This is a genomic window from Gelidimonas diazotrophica (assembly GCF_055694025.1).
The window spans coordinates 2,637,940-2,658,200 of record NZ_CM146349.1 but is presented as its reverse complement, the minus strand read 5'-3'; the positions used below and the strand labels follow the sequence as shown (position 1 = coordinate 2,658,200).

Below are 20,261 nucleotides of genomic sequence, written 5' to 3'. Positions count from 1 at the left end.
GCGCCGTAAGCCTACGTTTGATTGAATTTTAAAATGCGTAAAATTTAACCGTGCATTTTAACCCATATTTTGAATATTCCTTACCGAACTGTTTCGGCAAACTGCAGTAAATTGGATGTCAAGTCGCCATTTTCCCATAATTGGCGCTGCCAATCTGTAGACATTAGGGCAATTTTTTGCATGTCGGCTTCAAGCAATGGCCATGTCTCGGCCCAATCCACTGTGGTTTTCGTTGCAGCGTTCCAGCCTAAAGAAAATTCGCTCAAGCTCTCTGTTTTTGCTGCGTAGCGCTGCAAAAATGCGTTCAATTTAACGTGATGCAAATCTTTGTCTTGCGGGTAGATATGCCAGATAAACGGTTGACCCGCCCACTGTGCGCGGACGAAGGAATCTTCTCCCCGCACAAAATTGAGATCGCATGCCCATAACAGTTTGTCGTAATCAGGCTGGGGAATAAAAGGCAGCACGCGCACGGTTAAAGCATCGTGGGTCGCCGTTGCCCCCGCTTTCGCAGCTTGCCCAAGAAATGTTTCAACTGCATCGACGGCAACACCTTCTGGCACCAGACAGAGTATCGCTGTCTCGCTCTTTTGCCATGCCTGAAATAATCCCGCAACCGGTGCCTGCGGATAGCAAAACAAGGACACCTTCAGAGTTGCCATCTCTGCTGGCGTGACGCCAAATTGCCCGAGAAAAGCTGCCATTGCCGCGTGATCATGGCGAAATGTCTGGCGCTGTTGTTGCAATCCGGATTCGAGCAGCAGGCCGCCCGTTTTGCTGGTAAAGCCAGGAAAGAAAAAATACTTTGTCAAAGACAGTGGTTGGGGTGATGGCAATGCATGACAACCTTCCACCCATTCTTCCGCGCTCAGGCCTTCCAGATTCAGCCACACTGGATGCGGCGTACGCTGTGCCATCGCCGCAATATACGCAGGCGGTATGTCGCAGGCAAAAAATTCAATCACGATATCGGCAACATCACTGGCTGCAAATACGCCATTTTGATCGCGCCAATAGCGCACCGTCACAGTACCGATCTGTTGTTCCTCGCGGTCGAGTGCGACTTCTGGACAAATCCGCTGAAAACTCCGTAAATCGTCCACCCACAAGGTGACGGTGATGCCATGTTCCTGCTCCAGTTGCCGTGCCAAACGCCAGCAAATCCCAATGTCGCCATAGTTATCGACGACTTTGCAAAACAATGCCAGCGATGTTGTTTGATGCTCTTTCGGATGCATTTTTTGGTGGTTCAAGATTCAAATTCCAACAGTAATTAACGTTTTTTTATTGCCCGGTGGCTTTGCATTTCATGCTCGCCGCTTGCGCGCTCGAAGCTGTGCTGGGTTTGATCCTCGTCGCGCTCGCCGAAAGCGTAATTCGCTTCCAGCCACATCACGTTGATGATGCCGAAAGCCAGCGCCAGGCCGATCCCTAAAATCCAGTTGAAATACCACATGATGATCTCCTAATTAGTACGCGGTGTGTTCATTGTCGCTGATATGTTTCTCATCGATCTTGCCGCTCACGATGCGATAGACCCAGCCGGTGTACAAAATGATGATCGGCAGCAAGATCACCACGATCCAGAACATGATGCCCAAGCTCTTGTGGCTGGCCACCGCATCCCACGCGGTCAGGCTGCTATTCGGGTCCAGCGAAGACGGCATCACGAACGGAAACATCGAGGCGCCCGCAGTCAGGATCACCATCGCCACCGACAGGCCGCTGCTGAGAAAAGCCGGCAGCGCGCGTTTGGACGCGGTAAAAAACAGGCACATCATGGCACCCGCAAGACCCAGCAATGGCAACGCCCAGATCGCGGGCCAGCGCGCATAGTTGTCCATCCAGGCGCCACGCACCAGTTCGACTATCTTGGCTGTCGGCATGAAGGCGGTATTCATGTCCGGCATCGCCACGATGCGGAAGCCTTCGATGCCGGTGGCGATCCAGACTCCCGCCAGCGCGAAAAGGGCAAATGTGATGAGCGACGCGATGGCAGCGGCCTTGCGCGCCCGCTGTGCGACCACGCCATCCGTTTTTACCTGCAGAAACGCCGCGCCATGCATCGCCAGCATCGCCACACTGAGCGCTCCGGCCAACAGCCCGAACGGATTGAGCAAGCCAAAGAAGCCGCCGATGTATTCCAGCCGCATGCTGTCGTCGTAATGGAATGGCACGCCCAGCAATAGATTCCCGAACGCGACGCCGAAGATCAGCGGCGGCACCACGCCGCCGGTGAACAATCCCCAGTCCCACGCATTACGCCAGCGCGGATCAGCCACTTTGCCACGATAATCGAAGCCGACCGGGCGCAGGAATAGTGAGAACAGCAGCAGCATCATCGCAATATAAAAGCCCGAAAATGCTGCCGCATACACCAGCGGCCAAGCGGCAAACAGTGCGCCGCCAGCGGTGATGAACCAGGTCTGATTCCCTTCCCAGGTCGGGCCGATCGCATTGATGATGATGCGGCGCTCGGTATCGTTTTTGCCCAGAAAGGGCAGCAGCATGCCGACCCCGAAATCAAAGCCATCGGTCAGCGCGAAGCCGATCAGCAGCACACCGACGAAGCCCCACCAGATGACTTTCAAGGTTTCATAATCGAACATGGCAGCCCCTAAGCTTTGGATGGTTCAGATTGTTCAAAATGGTACTTGCCGGTATGCAGGCTGCTCGGTCCTTGCCGGGCGTACTTGAACATCAGGATCAGTTCGATGACCAGCAGCACCGTGTAAAAAATCATGAAACCGGCCAGGCTGAAATACAGGTCGGACGTTTGTAGCGTCGAGGCCGACAAATGGGTCGGCAGCACGCCGGAAATGGTCCACGGCTGACGGCCGTATTCCGCCACCATCCAGCCGGTCTCGATTGCCACCCACGGCAATGGAATACTGAACAGCGCCAGTTTCAGCAGCCAGCGCTGCTTCGCCAGCCGCTTGCGGATCAGGAAATAGAACGAGGCGCTGAAGATGAACAGGAACAGCAAACCCAGCGCGACCATCAGGCGAAAGCCGAAGAACAGCGGCGCGACTTTCGGGATCGTATCGTCGACCGCCATCCTGATTTGCTGCGGAGTGGCATCGATCACGTTCGGCGTGTATTTCTTCAGCAGCAGGCCGAAGCCGAGATCGCCTTTCAGTTGCTCGAAGGCGGCGCGCGCTGCCGGCGATTTGTCGCCCGACTTCAGACGCGTCAGGGCGGCGTAAGCGCGCATGCCATTGCGGATGCGCACCTCATGCTGCAGTTTCAGATCTTTGATCCCGGTAATCTGTTGGTCGGTTGAGCGGGTTCCGATCAGGCCCAGCAGATACGGAATCTTGACCGCATAATCGGTGCGCTCAGTCTTGTTGTCGGGTAAGCCAAAGACCGTAATCGCAGCCGGCGCTGGCGCGGTCTCCCATTCGGCCTCGATTACAGCCATTTTCACCTTGTTGACTTCACCGGCGGTATATCCCGATTCGTCGCCGAGTACGATCACCGACAGCGTTGAAGCCAGCCCGAAAGCGGCGGCAATCGCGAACGAGCGCAGCGCGAACGCGGTATCGCGCGCCTTCAGCAGGTAATACGATGAAATGCCCAGCACGAATAGCGAGGCCGCCACATAACCGGCCGCCACCGTATGCACGAACTTCACTTGCGCTACCGGATTGAGGATCACCTGCGTGATGCTGACCAATTCCATGCGCATGGTTTCGACATTGAATTCGGCACCGACCGGATTATTCATCCAGCCGTTGGCGATCAGAATCCATACCGCCGACAGGCTCGACCCCAGCGCCACCAGAAAGGTCACGCCCAGATGCTGCACCTTGGACAAGCGGGTCCAGCCGAAGAAGAATAGCCCGACGAAAGTCGATTCCAGGAAGAAAGCCATCATGCCCTCGACCGCCAGCGGGGTGCCGAAAATGTCGCCCACATAGTGCGAGTAATACGACCAGTTGGTGCCGAACTGAAATTCCAGCGTAATGCCGGTGGTTATGCCCATCGCAAAATTGATGCCGAACAGCTTGCCCCAGAACTTGGTCATGTCGCGATAAATCTCGCGTCCGGTCATCACATAGACCGATTCCATGATGACCAATATCCACGCCAGACCGAGCGTGAGCGGAACGAACAGAAAATGATACATCGCGGTGGCAGCGAACTGCAGCCGCGACAGGTTGACGACTGCTTCAATCGGAGCCATGTTGCGCCTTGGGTTGGGATAGGGATGAGGGGTTTGAATGCGCCGCGTGCGCATCTTCCAGCGCAGAAGAACCTGAAGATGCGCCCGCCAGCAAGTGTTGTTCCACCTGCGTGGTAGGCAGCAGCATGTGCTTGGTTTGCGGACGGGAAAAAAAGGCCTGCCACAAGGCAAATAAAATCGCGATCTTGAGCAGCAAGGCTAATGCAATTTCAACCGCCAGCGGCAAGCGTGTCAGTCGCGGCCAGCGCCGCCAGCGCGGTGAGGTAAGCTTGGTCATCGATTATTCGCGGGCATCATCCGGCACGGCGGTCTTGTCCTCGCTGCTGCCTATACGGAATTTGTCGCGCACATCGAGCAGCTTTTTTACTTTGGAGCCCATCTTCATCAGGGACGCCAGGGTTTCCGGTGACAACCTCTGCACATCATCAAACCAGGAAGTCGATAGTTCGATCAGGTCATACATTTCGCGCATCCGTTGCTGCGCAATCTTGTCGCTCTCGGAGCTTGGATTTTCCAGCAACGCATCGCGCAGCATCGACAGCGTCGGCTCAATCTCGCGCCGGCGGCGTTCTTCCAGCAATGCCTTGAAAATGTCCCAGATATCCTTCGGCGGCTCGAAATATTCGCGCCGGTCGCCCGGTTGGTGCAACAACTTCACCAGCCGCCACGATTGCAGCTCTTTGAGTCCCATGCTGACATTGGAGCGCGAAAACGACAGGTATTCCACAATCTCGTCCGCATTCAGCGGCTTGCCCTGCACGTATAGCAACGCATAAATCTGTCCGACGGTCCGATTGATGCCCCAACGACTGCCCATTTCGCCGAAATGGAGGATGAAGCGCTGGGTCAGCGGGCTGAGTGTGTCCATAATTTTTCGTTTTTCTTGATTTGGATTATTGAATATTCAGGAATTACTGAAATTATAGAACGTTCAGGAAATATTTGCTGGCGATGGGGATTTGCCAAGGTAATGGGCTGCAGCATTGAATGAATATTCATATACTGTATTCAGTAAAATTTATTATTTAATATAAATATGCGGTAGATATATGGTTTTTAACTATACTCCCGTATTTTTGAAAAATTTTGCAACTATTCAGCCAGCGTGCGAATTAAGAGCGAAGTGGCACTGTCTTGTAGATACTCTGTTCAAAATCAGGTCTTTTCACGTTGAAACAACAGCGGCGTAGGTGTGAATTTATTCGCATTTTTAACGATTCCATGCGACTGATGCGAATAAATTCGCACCTACCAGCAAATGGCATCCCGATGTGGATTGTGGATTGTGGAATATCGCCGATATTTTTTACTGGTTACAGTGTGCACCGCGCAGCGGATCTATCGGAAGGCAGTAAGTCGTACAGCGCCGGGCACATCAATGACAAGGTCTGATTCCGGATAGGCGACGCAGGGCAGAATAAAGCCGTCTGCCTTTTCCTCCGCACTCAGCCCCGGCCACTCGATGCGGTAGCTGACGCGCCCGTTGAGCAGACGGCAGATGCAAGTGCGGCAGGTGCCGTTTCGGCAGGAACTGGGCAAGCGAATGCCTGCCAGTTGTGCCGACGCCAGCAACGAGCGTGAATCGGGGGCGTCAAATTCCCAGCCTTGCGGCGTAATCACGGCAGAAAATGCGGCGCTCATGATGCAAGCCTTTGTCCAATTGGTTCGGGCTCGGATAGAGCGTCTGTTGTGTGCGTCCAATGCCGTCCCGGCGATAATCCGCCAGGATCGGCAAAAAGCACAATTTATCGCTTTACCAGCGTATCAGCGGCACAGTTACGCCAGGCAGAATGCCAGCCACCGACAGTATGATCAGGATTAACAAAATGATGAAGAGCACGCGCACGATTTGCCCAACTGGTGACGGCAACGGCAACATGCCGATTAACCACCAGATCAATCCAAATACAACCAGATACACAATCAAGCTGATTATTAAGCTCATTTTTTTGCCTCTTGAAAGGTTGGAAAATTATTATGCCAACTTGCTTTGCTTACCGATTGCAATTTCCATTCTTATTCCTGGACAGCGGCGATATCAGCAGGAAGCCCGGATGCGCCAGGCATCCAGCCGACGATGGCGAATGCCGTACCTGCACAGAAAAAAATGATTAAGACTGTTGCAGTGATGAGGCGCAAAGTGGAAAACTTTGTGGTGGTAGCTGACATCGCGCATTCCCGTAATGGTTGGACTTTCTCAAACGCACCGCATACTGCTGTAGCGGTTGAGCAGGTTTCGAAATTCCACTCAATGTAAAGATTGTCTACTACGATTCGCCGCAGTTCCGTGTGATAGCGCACATAACCTGAATTATGTAGTCGCTGCACCAGAATTTAAGCGCCAATTACTTCAAATAATGCAGCAATGAGTCCATTGATCTCGCTGTTCGCAGAATTTCGACTGGCGCCTCTCTACCCGGTTCATGTTTGTATGCGGCAAATCCCATAAGCTCGTTTTTAGTGAACCAACCGATAATTGCAGCCTGTTTCAATGATGGTACGGTCACGCGACTTTCCCCGTTTTTTGGTTCCGTGGAGAGCCAGAAATACACTTGGATATTGATATCCCTGAGTTCGGATTTTTTCGTGGCCATCTTGCAGATATTTAGAATGCCATTCACATCCAATTTAAAGGACAAGGATGACTTCACGGAGCAAAATGCTTCAGACCCGTCTGTACGCCTGAATACCCGCACATCATGACCGAGATCGGGTTGACCGGATTTCTTATCCACCGTAGATTCGGCGATCTTTCCCGCACTCGTCAACCACTTGATGACCATTTGCTCCGCAACTTCCCCCATCAGAACGTTGATGAAGCGTTCCAGGTCATCTCTCTCGTGCAAATCCTTTCTGTCTACGATATGTGCTGAAAGATGTTGCGCTATATCGATGCACGCATCCAGTTCAGCCTTGTTTAACTCCACATACACCAAATCTGTATCGGCAATCATCGTTAGTATCCCGTCATCAGATCGATATTAAAAATCTGCCAGGTTTATTTTTATCGGCGTCATGCGTTCCTCATCATGTGTTCCTCTCGGAATTCTTTCCGAATTTCTTCACAAGAAAATCAGGGATTTTTTCAAAGTTCACATGCTCTGACAATATCCGCTCCTTTAACAGTTCCGGCTGCCATGAATACACCACTACGGCAGACTGTTTTTCCATTAATTCAACAATAGTCTTTAAGGCTATTTCATTAACTTCCGGCGCATAGATCAGGCGAGCCTGGTCTGTGTCTGTCGATTGCACCGGCTGATAAGGCGCAAAAGCTTGCAAGCCATAACCATAAAATTGTTGAATGTAATGCCAGATTTGTTCATGTTGAATTTCAGCATGGAGGTGCCCAACATCGATGCGGCGGGTAACGAGATATGCAAAATTTCCGCCGACGCCATCAATTGATTCTTGCTTTGTTTTGGTCTTGTAGGAATAGCCGTCAATTGCCGCGACCAGTCGCTGGCGGGTAACGTCGCGGCATACGTTCTTTTCTGGATCAGACTCGGTTGCTTCGGTGGTCGATACGAGAATGAACTTTCTCTCATCGTCGCTTTCTGCATTGAGCGCCAGTACCGCATGTCCTGTAGTTCCGCTGCCGGCAAAGAAATCCAGGACGATATCGCCGTCACCAGTGGATTGTTTTACCAAATTTTTAATCAGGGATAGCGGCTTGGGGTAGCTGAATGCCTTGCTGCCCAGCATTTGTTGAATCAATTTCGTGCCTTCCTGCGTCATACCGGATTCCATAAAGGTCACGGCATTATCCTGCGCAGATTTGTCCGACGGCGAAACGATCCAGGTGGACAGCGGTTTTTCTGTCCGTTTTACTTCGGATAAATTCCGCTTATATCCTGGCGATCCATATCCAATCGGCTTATTCACCCAAAAATTCAGATAGGCCTGATTCTCTTTATCGGAATCAAAAAGATTTTCCCGTATGTATTGCGGCGAAGTGCCAGACTGGATTGCATCGATCAATTCATTTATGGATGCATACTGAACGATTCTGGTTTCTTCCGGGAACAACACTTTATTATTTTTTATCAATTTCTCAATGGTCGTCTTAGGCGCTTTTTTTCCTGGCTTTATAAACATTTCAGATATGGGGCCCCATACCCGCTGTGGATTGGCCGGATACCAGACGCCGGTGTCGGGATTTTGAATCGGATAAAAGGAATTCGGCCTGGCTTTATACGTATGTGCTTTTGTTAAGTCGCCGCGTTTCCAGGGATCGGAAGATCCATCGTCATAATTGTTATAGGATGAAAAATCCTTGTCAATGCCTTGAAATGAGAATCCGGCGTTCGCATAACACAGCACGTATTCATGATCGGTGCTGGTGAAATAGCCGGTAGAATCATTGGCGCCGCTACGGCGTTTCCAAACAAATGTGCCCACCCGCATATTAGAAAATATTTCATCCATAAGCACCGACAGATATCCGTACTCACTGTCATCAATAGAGACGAAAATCACGCCGTCATGGGTCAATAAATCCTTTGCCAGTGACAAGCGCCGATACATGTATTCAAGCCATTTTGAATGCTTGAAATTGTCGTCCTTATCAACGTAATTATCGTTGTAGATAAAATCTTTATTGCCTGTGTTGTAAGGAGGATCAATATAAATGCATTTGACCCGCCCTGTGTAGGCTCTCTTTAAGTATCGCAGGGCGTCGAAGTTATCTCCTTCAATCAGGAGATTATCGTAAGGGCTGGCGCCAAACGATAAGGCAGTGTCTAAATCCAGCGCAATAAAGTCGTCATTCAAAGCACTTTCATGCTCATTGGAATTGCGTTCCCAATTTAAGCCGAGTTTTAGTTCTGCATCGCGCTGTTCAAGCAGGCTAATCAACTCTTCCTGACTGAGGTGAGAATACTTTGACACTGTACATACTCCATTTTTATATTTAATTTACGTATTCGCTTTGGGAGAAAAACTATTCTTTAATCCAGAACTAGCCAACGCGTTTTTACAATCTCACATCCGTAACGCCCAATGCTTTCATGCATTGCATAAAAAAAGCAAAGCTGAATGCGCCACGATTGATTTTGTTGGCAATGCCCTTGTAGCTTTCTTCGATGCCGATTTTCTGCAAACGGCTGATCAATTCTTCATAGCCCAGACCTGCGCGAGCCATTTCCGACTTGAGTAGATTGGTCGCCAGTTGATTCCATTCTTCTTGCATGGCAAACCTCGCATGTTCCTTGAAAATAGTGAACATTCTACATAAATAGGGATAAGTCCACAAACCGTTTTCAGTCACACCACATGGACGCGAGTTGCCTCTGTCAACGCACATGTAAGCCCGAAGAACAAAAAAGAAGATTGGATGGATCAGTCGCTTGGCTGGGTGGCAAGCGTCGTGCGTTCGTGATGTGTCAGAGGGGCAATGCGATTGGCGACACAATCAGGGGGACAAGCAAGACTATCGCATGCGTTATGAAGGCCGAAAATCAAGCCGATATAGGCAGACCGGCCGATGCATTCATGCAAAAGGTTCCGTAATTTACGCGGATGGAAGCGCTGCTTACGATGACCGCACGAACGGAATTTATAGCCCAATCATTGGGCTGTTGCGCTCGGCTAGCAACAGACGTTGGCTAGCAAACGCAGGTGCATTTCTGCCACTTTAATGTACTCAGTGCTTGCACCTTGTATTGGATGACATTGTTATACGTATCAAATATGCATATCAAATTTTCTATCCTTCATTTTTCGTGGATCGTCCTTCTCCCATCAGGCGTGCATAACAGGAGATTTTTAATTGAAAATTAGAATCAAAATAATAATTAGTATGATGGTTCCGACGCCTATATACATTTGAATCTCCTTTAGATTCTGTGCAACGTTTTTTTCTTGTAGGGCAACAATCTCGGAATTATTTTTGTTGAATACTTCTACTTTCTATTTATTGGCGTAAATTTTATAACTTCCATTCAAAAGTGGTATCGGTTAGACAATGCACTGTTCAGGTAGGTTTCATTTTAGATTTGATTTTTTCTTCCACATCGCCAACTGCTTTCTGCACTTTTCCGGTAATCTGTTTGTCCAGCCCTTTAGCTTGCTGCTTCTCACTTCCAACCAATTTACCTGCTGCTTCCTGTGCTTTGCCGACACTTTCTTTTGCAGCACCTTTAATCTGGTTTTTGTTCATGATGTTTCTCCTGTTTAAGACGTCAATGTGATCCTGTAATTGGAGCTAAGTCTGTTCGGTTCCGAACATAAGAAAACAAAAACTGATGTTGTTTTATTCTGCTTTGAATAAGTATTGATGATGCAAACAGGCGAGTCTCATTGTCACGAGGAAACTACTTGATCAATTCCAGTCTTATGCATTTAGCGCCCTGAAATTTTCAGGCTTCGCTGGTATGCTTTATAACAAATGGAGGAAATAAAGATGACGATTTTTCTTTGTAGTATTAAATGTGGATGCGCAACATTTGTGTATGGAATGATGCAGCTGCGATCTATTGTGAGCACGCGATGTTAAAGGGACTCAGTCGCCTTTGGTTGAGCGGTTTGGCGCGCGCGGGAAGAGTGCAACGGAGCCAGGCCAAAAAATTGCTCAAGAGCTTGCTCGTCAAGCCGAAATCCAAGGCTATCCGCAAATCCAGGGCCGTCAAGCGGGTGAGTGCACCGCTGGTTAGCACTCGGGCAGCTAGTAAAATGCGGGTGCCGTCAGCACAAAAAAATTCAAAAGCGGAGGCTGGATCGAGCCAGTTGCCCGGCAAATGGCTGGCTTCCTATTATTCATCCTTAGCCGATGGCGGGATGATGCCGCTGCGGCGGATGCGCTATTACTTGTATCTTCCCGATCGATTCCCGGCGCAGTTGGCGCGTGACCAGCAACAGGAAAAGACTTGGCCTCTGATCGTGATGCTGCATGGCTGCGAACAAACGGCACCGGAATTTTCGCAAGGCACGCGCATGAATCAGCGCGCCGAACAAAAAGGTTACGCGGTACTGTATCCGGAGCAATCCTTGCGCACGCATCGGCATCGGTGTTGGAAGTGGTACGACAAAGCGACCCAGGACGGTGGCGGCGATGTAAAAATGATCGTGGGGATGATAGAAAAAGTAGCTGAAAAATACCCGATTGACAGGACGCGCATTTATATTTGCGGCATATCGGCTGGTGCGGCGATGGCCAACATTGTGGCGCTGAATCATCCGCACCTGATTGCCGCGGTCGGACTGCATTCAGGGCCGATGTTTGGTGCCGGACATAGTCTGATCGGTGCCTATGGCGTGATGCAGCATGGCGCGAACAATCGTGTCGGCAGTGCCATCGCTGAAGTTTTTCACAAGCACCCTGAGTTTCCCGCAATGCCGACAATTCTGATCCAGGGGCAGGGCGATAAAATTGTGCGTCCGATCAATCAGACGCAGTTGGTGCAGCAATCCTTGCTTTTGAATCGTTTGGCGGCAGAGAGTGCGGTGCCAGTCGTAGCCAAGCCGGCCGGGCGGGTTGGCAGCAGAAACCCGGGCCGCGCGTATGAAATTGGTGACTTTTACCTGCGCAAGAAGCTGCTGTTGAGAGTTACCCGGATTGCCCACCTGGAGCATGCGTGGAGTGGCGGCGACGGCAGCCTGGCGTTCAATTCCCCGGCCGGGCCTGATGCCAGCAAGATGATGCTGGAATTTTTTGCGCGCCATCGGCGCGTCAACGCGTCGCACCCTACTTTTCGCAAGTCCTGATTAGCAGCACTGATGCGGTTTATTCCTGCGCCACCTGCAGTACCAGTTTCCCGAAGTTTTTCCCTTCAAACAGCATCAGCAGAGCTTCCGGGAATTTTTCCAGGCCAAAGACGATGTCTTCGCGCGTTTTAAAGCTGCCTTCTTTCATCCATTTGGCCATTTCTTTCATCCCGACCTGGTAGCGGTCGGCGTAGTCAAACACGACGATGCCTTCCATACGGGCGCGATTTACCAGCAAGGAGAGATAGTTGGCCGGCCCTTTGACCGCGCTGGTGTTGTTGTATTGCGAGATCGCGCCGCAGATGATGATGCGGGCTTTCAGGTTGATCTGGGTCAGGACGGTGTCGAGGATTTCGCCGCCGACATTGTCGAAATAGATATCGACGCCGTTCGGGCAATGCTGTTTCAAGCCATCTTTCAACGCATCGTTCTTGTAATCGATGCAGGCGTCGAATCCGAGTTCATTGACCACGAAATCGCATTTCTCGCGGCCGCCGGCGATGCCGACCACGCGGCAGCCTTTGTGCTTGGCGACCTGGCCGACGGTCTGACCGACTGCGCCGGAGGCACCGGAGACCACCACGGTTTCACCGGCTTTCGGCTGGCCGACTTCAAGCAAGCCGAAATAGCCGGTCATGCCGGGCATGCCGAGCGCGTTCAGATATTTTGGCAGCGGCGCCAGTGCCGGATCGATTTTATAGAAACCGGCAGTCTTGTCTTCGGCCGCGCCGACCCAGTAGCTTTGCACGCCAAGGCCGCCAGAAACGGTGTCGCCGATCGCGAATTTCGGTGATTTAGAGGCGATCACGCGGCCGATACCGCCAGCGCGCATCACTTCGCCGATCGCGACCGGGCGGATATAGGATTTACCTTCGTTCATCCAGCCGCGCATCGCAGGGTCGAGCGACAGATAAAGCGTCTGGACCACGATTTCGCCATCGGCGATGTCGCGCACCACTTCGCTGGTAAATTGCCAGTCGCTGGGTTTGGGCATGCCGACCGGGCGAGCGGCAAGGTGGAATTGTTGGTTTTGCAAGGCAGTGATGTTCATGTTTAGTCTCCTCTAGTCAAAATTGTGGGTTTACTATAACGTAAATTTGCACGGTCGTTCTATTTTGAAAATACGTAAAAACTCAGGAACTATTAACGCATATGACAGACAAACAGCAGTGCAGTTGCACGCTTGATATACTTGTTACGGGCCGCCACTCTGGTGCAGAGTTGCGTTGCTTGCGTTTGTGGAATCGATTTTTGCACCCACAGTATTAACGTAATGCGACGTAGCGATGCCAGAGTTGATAGCCATAATTCCCTAGCGTCCTGGATTGTAAATGCGTTGCGCAAACATGACAGGACACTTGCTAACCGTCCAGAGCCCCTGAAGGAAATGACATGCTTCGCTCCCAATCGCTTTTTGGTAAGCGCAATCCCACTAGCCCCGACAATTCTCCAATCAGCAGCAGCAAGCTTAATTCGCCTCTTGGTGCCGCCAGCGGCATTACCTCCGGTGGCAGCCTGAATATTCCCAGGGCGCCTAATGCTGTCAATCCAGTCTCCTCGACAACTTCTCACAATATGAACACTTCAAACGCCAGTACCAATGAAGTTGGCAGCAAGCTGATAGTCGGCCCGAACATCAAGCTCAAAGGGGTCGAGATCACCGATTGCGACACTCTGGTGGTCGAGGGTCGGGTCGAGGCGACGATGGATTCCCGCGTGATACAGATTGCTGAAAACGGCGCTTTCAAGGGTTCGGCGGAAATCGATATTGCTGAAATCCGGGGCGAATTCAATGGTGATCTGACGGCGCGCGTCAAACTGGTGATCTATGCCACCGGCAAGGTCACTGGCAAGATCCGCTATGGCAAGATTGTGATCGAAGAGGGTGGGCAACTGATTGGCGACGTGCAAGTCGGCGGCGCGTCCGCTGCATCGGCCATTTCGGCGGTCAAGGAAACTGGTGCTGCCGTATCGTCTTAATCCGCATAACCCGAATCGAAAATCGCGCAGCCTGGAAACAGGCTGCGCGATTTTTTACGTGCGCGAATGTATCGGGGCCGGTTTGGTGCGCGGCAACGAAAGAGCCTTTAAAGCGCCGCCGGACTATTTCAACTTGTGTCGGATGGTGACGCGCGCTAAAATTTGCCCGCAAGAAATTTTAGAAAATGTTAAATTTTTTAAATAAAAACCGCATGCTGGGCAAAAAATAAATTGCTTCGGCACCGATCAAAAGCCTGATTTCCAATGCAATCAAGATTATGTTGCGACCCAATGTTCTGACCCTTGCAAGCCTGCTGTTATCGATTGGATGCATCGCATCGAGCTTGCCGTTGCGCGCTGCTGCGGCGGAACCGGCTGCTGCGTTTGGTGCGCACCCGGCTGCGTTGCCGTATGCCGGCGCACTGATCAATGAATCAGGCCGCTTGCGCTATCTGGCCGAGCGCATGGGCAAGGCGTACGCGCAGCAGGCGCTGAAAATATTGCCCGAGAAAGCCCTTGAGCAGATCACGCAATCGCAAAAGCGTTATGAAGACGCCTTGCAATTTCTGGGCAAGGGTGCGCACACGCCGGAACTGAAGGCCGGACTGGCGACCCTAACCGAAATGTATCGTCGCTATGGTGTGGCGCTGGGTAAGCCGGCCAGCAGAGATAATGTGGCTGCGGCGCACCAGATTACCGATGCACTGGTGGCGGCGGCGGATAAGCTGACCATCGCCTTTCAGCTGCAGGCAAACATCCCTACCGCTAAAATTGTCAACCTGTCCGGCCGTCAGCGGATGTTGTCGCAACGCATGGCACGGCTGTATTTCGGCGCATTGCTGAACAATACCAAGCCTGATCTCGATAAATTTGGCCAGGAATTCAAGAATGCGATGACCACGCTCGAAGCGGCGCCCTTGTCCTCTGATGCAATCAAACGCGAGCTTGCCCTGGCCAAAAACCAGTGGCTGTTTCTGGAACAGGCGCTCAATGGCGGAAGCGTTCCGAATACCGCAGCCAGGAATGTCGCCACCACCAGCGAGCGTTTGTTGGAAACGATGGACAATCTGACCGGCATGTACAGCCAGGCGCTCAAGGCAGTGCTTGGCCTGTCCGACGGCGTGCAGAGGGCTTGAAGCGGTTGGGCTGTGTGGGACGGCCTTGCTGGTAGGTCCGGCGTGCGACAATAGACGGCTATTGCACGGCGCATGGGCGCCGCGATTTCACTCGTAACTTAAGTTGGTAATTAAGTTCGAAATTAAGTTTGTAACTTCAGTTCGCAACCACATCACCCTCATGCATCCCGAATATATTCTGACCCTGTCTTGTCCCGACCAGCGCGGGATCGTCCATAGCGTTTCCGGTTTTCTGGCCGATCACGGCTGCAACATCATCGATTCCGCACAATTCGGCGACGCTTCGTCGCAACTGTTTTTCATGCGGGTGCATTTCGCCGCCGAAGATGCCGGCGTTACCGATGCCACGCTGCGCCACGGCTTTGCGGCACTGGCGGCAACCCGGCACATGGATTTGCAATTGTTCGATGCCCGCCTCAAGCCGCGCATGATGCTGATGGTCTCGAAGATCGGCCATTGTCTCAATGATTTGCTGTTCCGTTACAAGAGCGGCCTGCTGCCGGTTGAAATCCCGGCCATCGTGTCCAATCATATGGATTTTTATCAGCTCGCGGCCAGCTACAACATTCCATTTCATCATCTGCCGCTGGCGCTGGGCGCATCCGAACAAGCCAAGCAAGCGCAGGAAGCGCGCGTGCTGGACCTCATGCAAACCCACCAGATCGACCTGGTGGTGCTGGCGCGCTACATGCAGATTTTGTCGCCGGCTTTGTGTGACGCGCTCAAGGGGCGGGCGATCAATATCCACCATTCTTTCCTGCCCAGCTTCAAGGGCGCGAAGCCGTATTACCAGGCGCATGAGCGCGGCGTGAAACTGATCGGCGCCACCGCCCATTTCGTCACCGGCGACCTCGATGAAGGCCCGATCATCGAGCAGGATGTGGCGCGGGTCGATCATGCGATGGATACCAGCACGCTGACCGCGGTCGGGCGCGATGTCGAATCGGTGGTGCTGGCGCGCGCAGTCAAGTGGTTCGTCGAGCACCGCATTTTGATCAATGGCCACAAGACGGTGGTTTTCAAGTAACTTTCACCGGGTGCGCCTAGCGCCCGGTATCCCGCCTCCTATTTTTAAGCGACGCAATGGCTATCAAAGCAACCATCTACAAGGCCGACCTGCAAATTGCAGATATGGACCGCAATTTTTACGAAACGCAAATCCTGACTATCGCCCGCCATCCGTCCGAAACCGACGAACGCATGATGGTGAGGGTGCTGGCCTTTGCCCGCCATGCACACGAGGCGCTGACTTTTACCAAGGGTTTGTTCGATACCGAAGAGCCGGATTTATGGCAAAAAGACTTGACCGGCGCAATCGAGCTTTGGGTCGAGGTCGGCCAGCCGGATGACAAACGATTGCTCAAAGCCTGCGGGCGTGCCGAGCAAGTGGTGGTCTATAGCTACGCCAGCAACAGCAGCATTTGGTGGAACCAGATCGGCAGCCGCCTGGAGCGCGCCAAGAATTTGACGGTGTTCAATGTGCCGGCAGCAACCAGCCAGGCATTGCAAAAGCTGGCGCAGCGCAATATGCAGTTGCAATGCACGATTCAAGATGGACAGATCTGGATGACAGGCGGGGATCAGACGGTGCAGATCGATCTGGAGACGCTGAAGGCTCCGGTGCAGCGTTGATTCTTAGGGGGGTATGGCTTAAAACCATGCCATCTCCGCATATTATTATGCGGCATTTAAAAATACATTATCAAGTATGTTCTGCACAACATACCGAATGCCACCAGCCGCATGCAAGCTTCTGGTGGCATTTTTTTATCGCTTGAATCAGGCTAGAACGCGTTTGAACCAAGCGCCGATGTCATCGATTTCTTCTGTGCACACCGCGTGCTGCATCATGTATTCATGCCATTCGACGCTATAGCCAAGCGATGTCAGCAAGTCGCGCGATTGTTCCGCACGCGGAATCGGGATCACCGGATCGGCGCGGCCATGCGCCATGAAGATCGGCGTGTGCTGATTGGCCGGGTGGCGTTCTGCGGCGGTGACGCCGCTTAAAGGAACGTAGCCTGACAGACACAGCAAGCCGGCCAGTGGTTCCGGATAGCGCAAGCCGGTTTGCAGTGCCATCGCGCAGCCCTGGGAAAATCCGGCCAGGATGATGCGATTGGCGGGCGTGCCGCGTGCGATTTCTTTGGCTATCAGATTTTCGACCGATATTTGCGACTTGCGCAGGCCGGCTTCATCTTCGCGCTTGGCGATGTCGGCACCGAGAATGTCATACCAGGCGCGCATCACATAGCCGCCATTGATGGTCACCGGTATCGCTGTTGCATGCGGGAATACGAAGCGGATCGGAGGACAGCCAGTCAAATCCAGTTCGCGCACGATCGGCACGAAGTCATTGCCGTCTGCGCCCAGGCCGTGCAGCCAGATGACGGATACGCTCGGGTTCGGAGCGGTTTCGATTTCAATGGTTTCTAGTGTCATGGTTGGAACCTTCTTCGTGGTCGCAGGGAGATGGCGTGCGCAAAAACAGTCATCGTTCCCGCGTATGCGCGGGACTCCTGACAATTTATGCGATGGGTGCGATGGGTGTCTTAGCGCGGATCGCGGATTTCGGGCGAAATGCCTTGCAGACGTTTTCATCGGTTTCGATGTACGGTCCGCCCATCAGGTCGATGCAGTAGGGCACCGCCGCGAAGATGCCGGCAATAAGTTGTTTGCCGTCGGCGTCTTTCAAGCCTTCCAGCGTTTCCTTGATGGATTTCGGCTGGCCGGGCAGATTCATGATCAATGCCGCGTGGTCAGCGGTTTCGCGGATCACCGCGATTTGGCGCGACAGGATCGCAGTCGGCACGAACTTCAGGCTGATCTGGCGCATCTGTTCGCCGAATCCGGGCATTGCCTTGGTGGCGACTGCCAGCGTTGCTTCTGGCGTGACGTCGCGTTTGGCCGGGCCGGTGCCGCCGGTGGTCAGTACCAAATCGCAGTGCAATACGTCGACCAGTTCGATCAAGGCTTTTTCAATCGCGGCCTGTTCGTCGGGTATCAGTCGGGTTTCCATCTGCCATGGACTGGTCAATGCGGCGGAAAACCAGTCGCGCAGCGCCGGAATTCCCTGATCTGCATAGACGCCGCTGGAAGCGCGGTCGGAAATCGAAACCAACCCGATGCGCAACTGATCAGGGTTATTTATTTTCGTCGTCGTCATTCTGCTCGTCCTGATCGTCTTGCTCAGAGGTCTTGGCCTGGGTTTGCAGTTGTTTGAGTATCTGGAAAATCTCGCGGTACGCTTTAGGCGGCTTGTTCTCGGCCTGTTCTTTGCGCGCATTGCGGATCAACGTGCGCAAGTGTTGCGCCTCAAGTTCCGGATGCTGCTGCAGCAACAGCGTCAGCGCGGCATCGTCTTTCAGCAGCCGTTCGCGATGGCGTTCCAGTGCATGCATGGCGCTGGTATCGGCTTTGGACAAGCCTTTCCAGCCGTCCATCGCGCGCTGGATGATGGCGAGTTCTTCTTCATTCAGCGAGCGCATTTTTTTGCCGACATATTGCAGTTGGCGGCGGCGGCCTTCATGGTCCTTGATCAGTTGGCAATCAAGAATCGCGTCTTTGACATCTTCCGGCATCGGCACACGCTTGACGCGGTCGCGTGGCTGGTCGATCAGTTCCTGGCCCAGCTTTTGCAGGGCGGTCATATCACGCTTGAGTTGCGACTTGGATGGGCGGTCGTATTCTTGTTCGAATTCGCTGGTCTGGAAGCCGCAAGCGCCTCGGTTTGGATTTGGCATAATGAATTGAGGTAGGGCAGTGAGCCATTCTGTAAACGACTGCTATCATAACTGTTTATACGACCATCCGAAGAAAACAGCTCATGAGCGACTCCCTATTCATTCACAGCCAAGACCAATTAAAGCAGTTAGCGCGAGATGTATTGCGCATCGCCCTTGAGACCGGAGCATCGGACGCCTCGGTCGACTTCAGCGAAGGCAGCGGTCTGTCCGTGTCCGTGCGTAAGGGCAAGATCGAGACCATCGAACAGAACAAAGATAAAGGCATGGGCGTGACCGTGTATATCGGCAAAAAACGCGGCAATGCCAGCAGTTCCGATTTCTCGGAAGCAGCCTTGCGCGCCACCGTGGAAGCGGCTTACAACATTGCCCGCTTTACCGCGGAAGACGATTGCGCCGGCTTGCCCGAAGCCGACATGCTGGAAATGGCGCCGCGCGATTTGCGCCTGTGCTATCCGTGGACGATTTCATCGGAGCAGGCCGTCTTGCTCGCGCAGCGCACCGAAGCAGCGGCGTTTGCGGTCGACAAGCGCATTACCAACAGCGAAGGCGCTGGCGTGTATGTGCAACAGTCGCATTTCATTTCAGCCAATAGCCGTGGTTTTATCGGTGGCTATCCGTATTCCCGCCATACCATTTCAGTGTCTCCAATCGCCGGCAAGGGTGGCAACATGCAGCGCGATGACTGGTATTCGTCGATGCGCAATCCAAAAAAACTGGCCAAGCCGGAGGATATCGGCCGTTATGCGGCAGAGCGTGCATTGGCGCGGCTGAGTGCGCGCAAGCTCGATACCCGCAAGTGCCCGGTATTGTTCGAAGCGCCGCTGGCAGCGGGCTTGCTGGGCGCTTTTGTGCAAGCGGTGTCGGGCGGGGCGTTGTATCGCAAATCGACTTTTCTGCTCGATTCACTGGGCACGCAAGTGTTTCCGTCGCATGTCCAGATTCTGGAAGATCCATACGTCATTGGCGGCGTCGGTTCTTCGCCGTTCGACGACGAAGGCGTCAAGACCCACCGGCGCGACGTGGTCAAGGATGGCGTGCTGCAGGGTTATTTCCTGTCTACTTATTCGGCCCGTAAGCTCGGCATGCAAACCACTGGCAACGCCGGCGGTTCGCATAATCTGTCGCTGACATCCAAGCTGACCAAGCGCACCGATAATTTCAAGGCGATGCTGAAGAAGATGGGCACCGGCCTGCTTGTGACCGAGCTGATGGGGCAGGGAACCAATTATGTGACGGGTGACTATTCGCGTGGCGCTTCCGGGTTCTGGGTGGAAAATGGCGTGATTGCGTATCCGGTGGAGGAAATCACTATTGCCGGCAACATGAAAGATATATTCCAACAAATCGTGGCGGTCGGTGCCGACACTCTGGTGCGCGGCTCGAAACAAACCGGCTCCATTCTGATCGAGCAAATGATGGTAGCCGGCGGCTAAGATTTAGCCCAATTCGCCCATCTAAGCTATTTTTCATGTTGCATCGCGGCATGATTTTCTGGCGTTACGCGCCGAC

23 protein-coding genes are annotated in these 20,261 nt (G+C 52.7%); 7 read left to right on the top strand and 16 right to left on the bottom strand.

Translation table 11 applies throughout. From position 1 onward, the window contains the following. Nucleotides 1-80: 80 nt before the first annotated feature. The 12 genes from earP to KGFNPO_RS12295 form a co-directional block, all read right to left on the bottom strand. Complete coding sequence (gene earP / locus KGFNPO_RS12350) at nucleotides 81-1,238, bottom strand: elongation factor P maturation arginine rhamnosyltransferase EarP (protein WP_472634468.1); 1,158 nt, start codon at nucleotides 1,236-1,238, stop codon at nucleotides 81-83. A gap of 35 nt (nucleotides 1,239-1,273) precedes the next feature. Further along, nucleotides 1,274-1,456, bottom strand: coding sequence for a cytochrome bd-I oxidase subunit CydX (gene cydX, locus KGFNPO_RS12345; protein ID WP_472631565.1), 183 nt, complete (start codon nucleotides 1,454-1,456; stop codon nucleotides 1,274-1,276). Between the two features lie 13 nt (nucleotides 1,457-1,469). Then, nucleotides 1,470-2,609, bottom strand: a complete 1,140-nt coding sequence (gene cydB / locus KGFNPO_RS12340; RefSeq protein WP_472631564.1) for a cytochrome d ubiquinol oxidase subunit II — start codon at nucleotides 2,607-2,609, stop codon at nucleotides 1,470-1,472. An 8-nt stretch (nucleotides 2,610-2,617) separates the two neighbouring features. Beyond that, the gene (locus KGFNPO_RS12335; protein ID WP_472631563.1) at nucleotides 2,618-4,186 is read right to left on the bottom strand and encodes a cytochrome ubiquinol oxidase subunit I; all 1,569 of its coding nucleotides are present in this window, start codon (nucleotides 4,184-4,186) and stop codon (nucleotides 2,618-2,620) included. Then, complete coding sequence (gene cydP, locus KGFNPO_RS12330; RefSeq protein ID WP_472631562.1) at nucleotides 4,173-4,463, bottom strand: cytochrome oxidase putative small subunit CydP; 291 nt, start codon at nucleotides 4,461-4,463, stop codon at nucleotides 4,173-4,175. Before cydP ends, KGFNPO_RS12335 begins: the two co-directional genes overlap by 14 nt. Before the next feature lie 3 nt (nucleotides 4,464-4,466). Beyond that, on the bottom strand, nucleotides 4,467-5,054 hold the full coding sequence (locus KGFNPO_RS12325) for a GbsR/MarR family transcriptional regulator (RefSeq protein WP_472631561.1): 588 nt from the start codon (nucleotides 5,052-5,054) through the stop codon (nucleotides 4,467-4,469). Nucleotides 5,055-5,524: 470 nt separating this feature from the next. Beyond that, entirely contained in the window at nucleotides 5,525-5,827 is a 303-nt protein-coding gene (locus tag KGFNPO_RS12320; protein WP_472631560.1) for a 2Fe-2S iron-sulfur cluster-binding protein, read from the bottom strand. Between the two features lie 112 nt (nucleotides 5,828-5,939). Then, nucleotides 5,940-6,131, bottom strand: coding sequence for a Thivi_2564 family membrane protein (locus KGFNPO_RS12315; protein ID WP_472631559.1), 192 nt, complete (start codon nucleotides 6,129-6,131; stop codon nucleotides 5,940-5,942). A 400-nt stretch (nucleotides 6,132-6,531) separates the two neighbouring features. After that, complete coding sequence (locus KGFNPO_RS12310; protein WP_472631558.1) at nucleotides 6,532-7,140, bottom strand: hypothetical protein; 609 nt, start codon at nucleotides 7,138-7,140, stop codon at nucleotides 6,532-6,534. 73 nt (nucleotides 7,141-7,213) lie between these two features. Then, nucleotides 7,214-9,076: a site-specific DNA-methyltransferase gene (locus KGFNPO_RS12305; protein ID WP_472631557.1), complete on the bottom strand. Its 1,863-nt coding sequence runs from the start codon at nucleotides 9,074-9,076 to the stop codon at nucleotides 7,214-7,216. 85 nt (nucleotides 9,077-9,161) lie between these two features. Further along, a complete protein-coding gene (locus KGFNPO_RS12300) occupies nucleotides 9,162-9,455 on the bottom strand; it encodes a DUF6471 domain-containing protein (protein WP_472631556.1) in 294 nt (97 codons plus the stop codon). 705 nt (nucleotides 9,456-10,160) lie between these two features. Continuing rightward, nucleotides 10,161-10,346 carry a CsbD family protein gene (locus KGFNPO_RS12295; RefSeq protein ID WP_472631555.1) on the bottom strand — a complete coding sequence of 62 codons (186 nt, stop codon included), beginning with the start codon at nucleotides 10,344-10,346 and terminating at the stop codon, nucleotides 10,161-10,163. Nucleotides 10,347-10,675: 329 nt separating this feature from the next. Here KGFNPO_RS12295 and KGFNPO_RS12290 point away from each other — a divergent pair, with 329 nt between their 5' ends. Then, nucleotides 10,676-11,890, top strand: coding sequence for an extracellular catalytic domain type 1 short-chain-length polyhydroxyalkanoate depolymerase (locus KGFNPO_RS12290; RefSeq protein WP_472631554.1), 1,215 nt, complete (start codon nucleotides 10,676-10,678; stop codon nucleotides 11,888-11,890). Nucleotides 11,891-11,909: 19 nt separating this feature from the next. Here KGFNPO_RS12290 and KGFNPO_RS12285 read toward each other — a convergent pair whose 3' ends face one another. Next, nucleotides 11,910-12,941: an NADP-dependent oxidoreductase gene (locus KGFNPO_RS12285; protein WP_472631553.1), complete on the bottom strand. Its 1,032-nt coding sequence runs from the start codon at nucleotides 12,939-12,941 to the stop codon at nucleotides 11,910-11,912. Between the two features lie 341 nt (nucleotides 12,942-13,282). Here KGFNPO_RS12285 and KGFNPO_RS12280 point away from each other — a divergent pair, with 341 nt between their 5' ends. From KGFNPO_RS12280 to KGFNPO_RS12260, 5 genes are all read left to right on the top strand, one after another. Then, entirely contained in the window at nucleotides 13,283-13,870 is a 588-nt protein-coding gene (locus KGFNPO_RS12280; protein WP_472631552.1) for a bactofilin family protein, read from the top strand. Further along, complete coding sequence (locus KGFNPO_RS12275; RefSeq protein ID WP_472631551.1) at nucleotides 13,851-14,075, top strand: hypothetical protein; 225 nt, start codon at nucleotides 13,851-13,853, stop codon at nucleotides 14,073-14,075. The genes KGFNPO_RS12280 and KGFNPO_RS12275 overlap by 20 nt, the downstream gene beginning before the upstream one ends. A 73-nt stretch (nucleotides 14,076-14,148) precedes the next feature. Next, a complete protein-coding gene (locus tag KGFNPO_RS12270; RefSeq protein ID WP_472631550.1) occupies nucleotides 14,149-15,006 on the top strand; it encodes a type IV pili methyl-accepting chemotaxis transducer N-terminal domain-containing protein in 858 nt (285 codons plus the stop codon). A 160-nt stretch (nucleotides 15,007-15,166) separates the two neighbouring features. Further along, nucleotides 15,167-16,033 carry a formyltetrahydrofolate deformylase gene (gene purU / locus KGFNPO_RS12265; RefSeq protein ID WP_472631549.1) on the top strand — a complete coding sequence of 289 codons (867 nt, stop codon included), beginning with the start codon at nucleotides 15,167-15,169 and terminating at the stop codon, nucleotides 16,031-16,033. Between the two features lie 56 nt (nucleotides 16,034-16,089). Then, nucleotides 16,090-16,638, top strand: coding sequence for a YaeQ family protein (locus tag KGFNPO_RS12260; protein ID WP_472631548.1), 549 nt, complete (start codon nucleotides 16,090-16,092; stop codon nucleotides 16,636-16,638). Nucleotides 16,639-16,785: 147 nt separating this feature from the next. Here the strand turns inward: KGFNPO_RS12260 and KGFNPO_RS12255 are convergent, their stop codons facing one another. The 3 genes from KGFNPO_RS12255 to yjgA all read right to left on the bottom strand — a co-directional run bounded on the left by KGFNPO_RS12255 (nucleotide 16,786) and on the right by yjgA (nucleotide 18,749). After that, on the bottom strand, nucleotides 16,786-17,448 hold the full coding sequence (locus KGFNPO_RS12255; protein WP_472631547.1) for an alpha/beta hydrolase: 663 nt from the start codon (nucleotides 17,446-17,448) through the stop codon (nucleotides 16,786-16,788). Between the two features lie 85 nt (nucleotides 17,449-17,533). Beyond that, nucleotides 17,534-18,172: a molybdopterin adenylyltransferase gene (gene mog, locus KGFNPO_RS12250; protein ID WP_472631546.1), complete on the bottom strand. Its 639-nt coding sequence runs from the start codon at nucleotides 18,170-18,172 to the stop codon at nucleotides 17,534-17,536. Then, nucleotides 18,150-18,749, bottom strand: coding sequence for a ribosome biogenesis factor YjgA (yjgA, locus tag KGFNPO_RS12245; RefSeq protein ID WP_472631545.1), 600 nt, complete (start codon nucleotides 18,747-18,749; stop codon nucleotides 18,150-18,152). Before yjgA ends, mog begins: the two co-directional genes overlap by 23 nt. 83 nt (nucleotides 18,750-18,832) lie before the next feature. On the opposite strand from yjgA, the gene pmbA reads away from it, so the two are divergent. Continuing rightward, nucleotides 18,833-20,185: a metalloprotease PmbA gene (gene pmbA / locus KGFNPO_RS12240; RefSeq protein ID WP_472631544.1), complete on the top strand. Its 1,353-nt coding sequence runs from the start codon at nucleotides 18,833-18,835 to the stop codon at nucleotides 20,183-20,185. Nucleotides 20,186-20,261 lie beyond the last annotated feature (76 nt).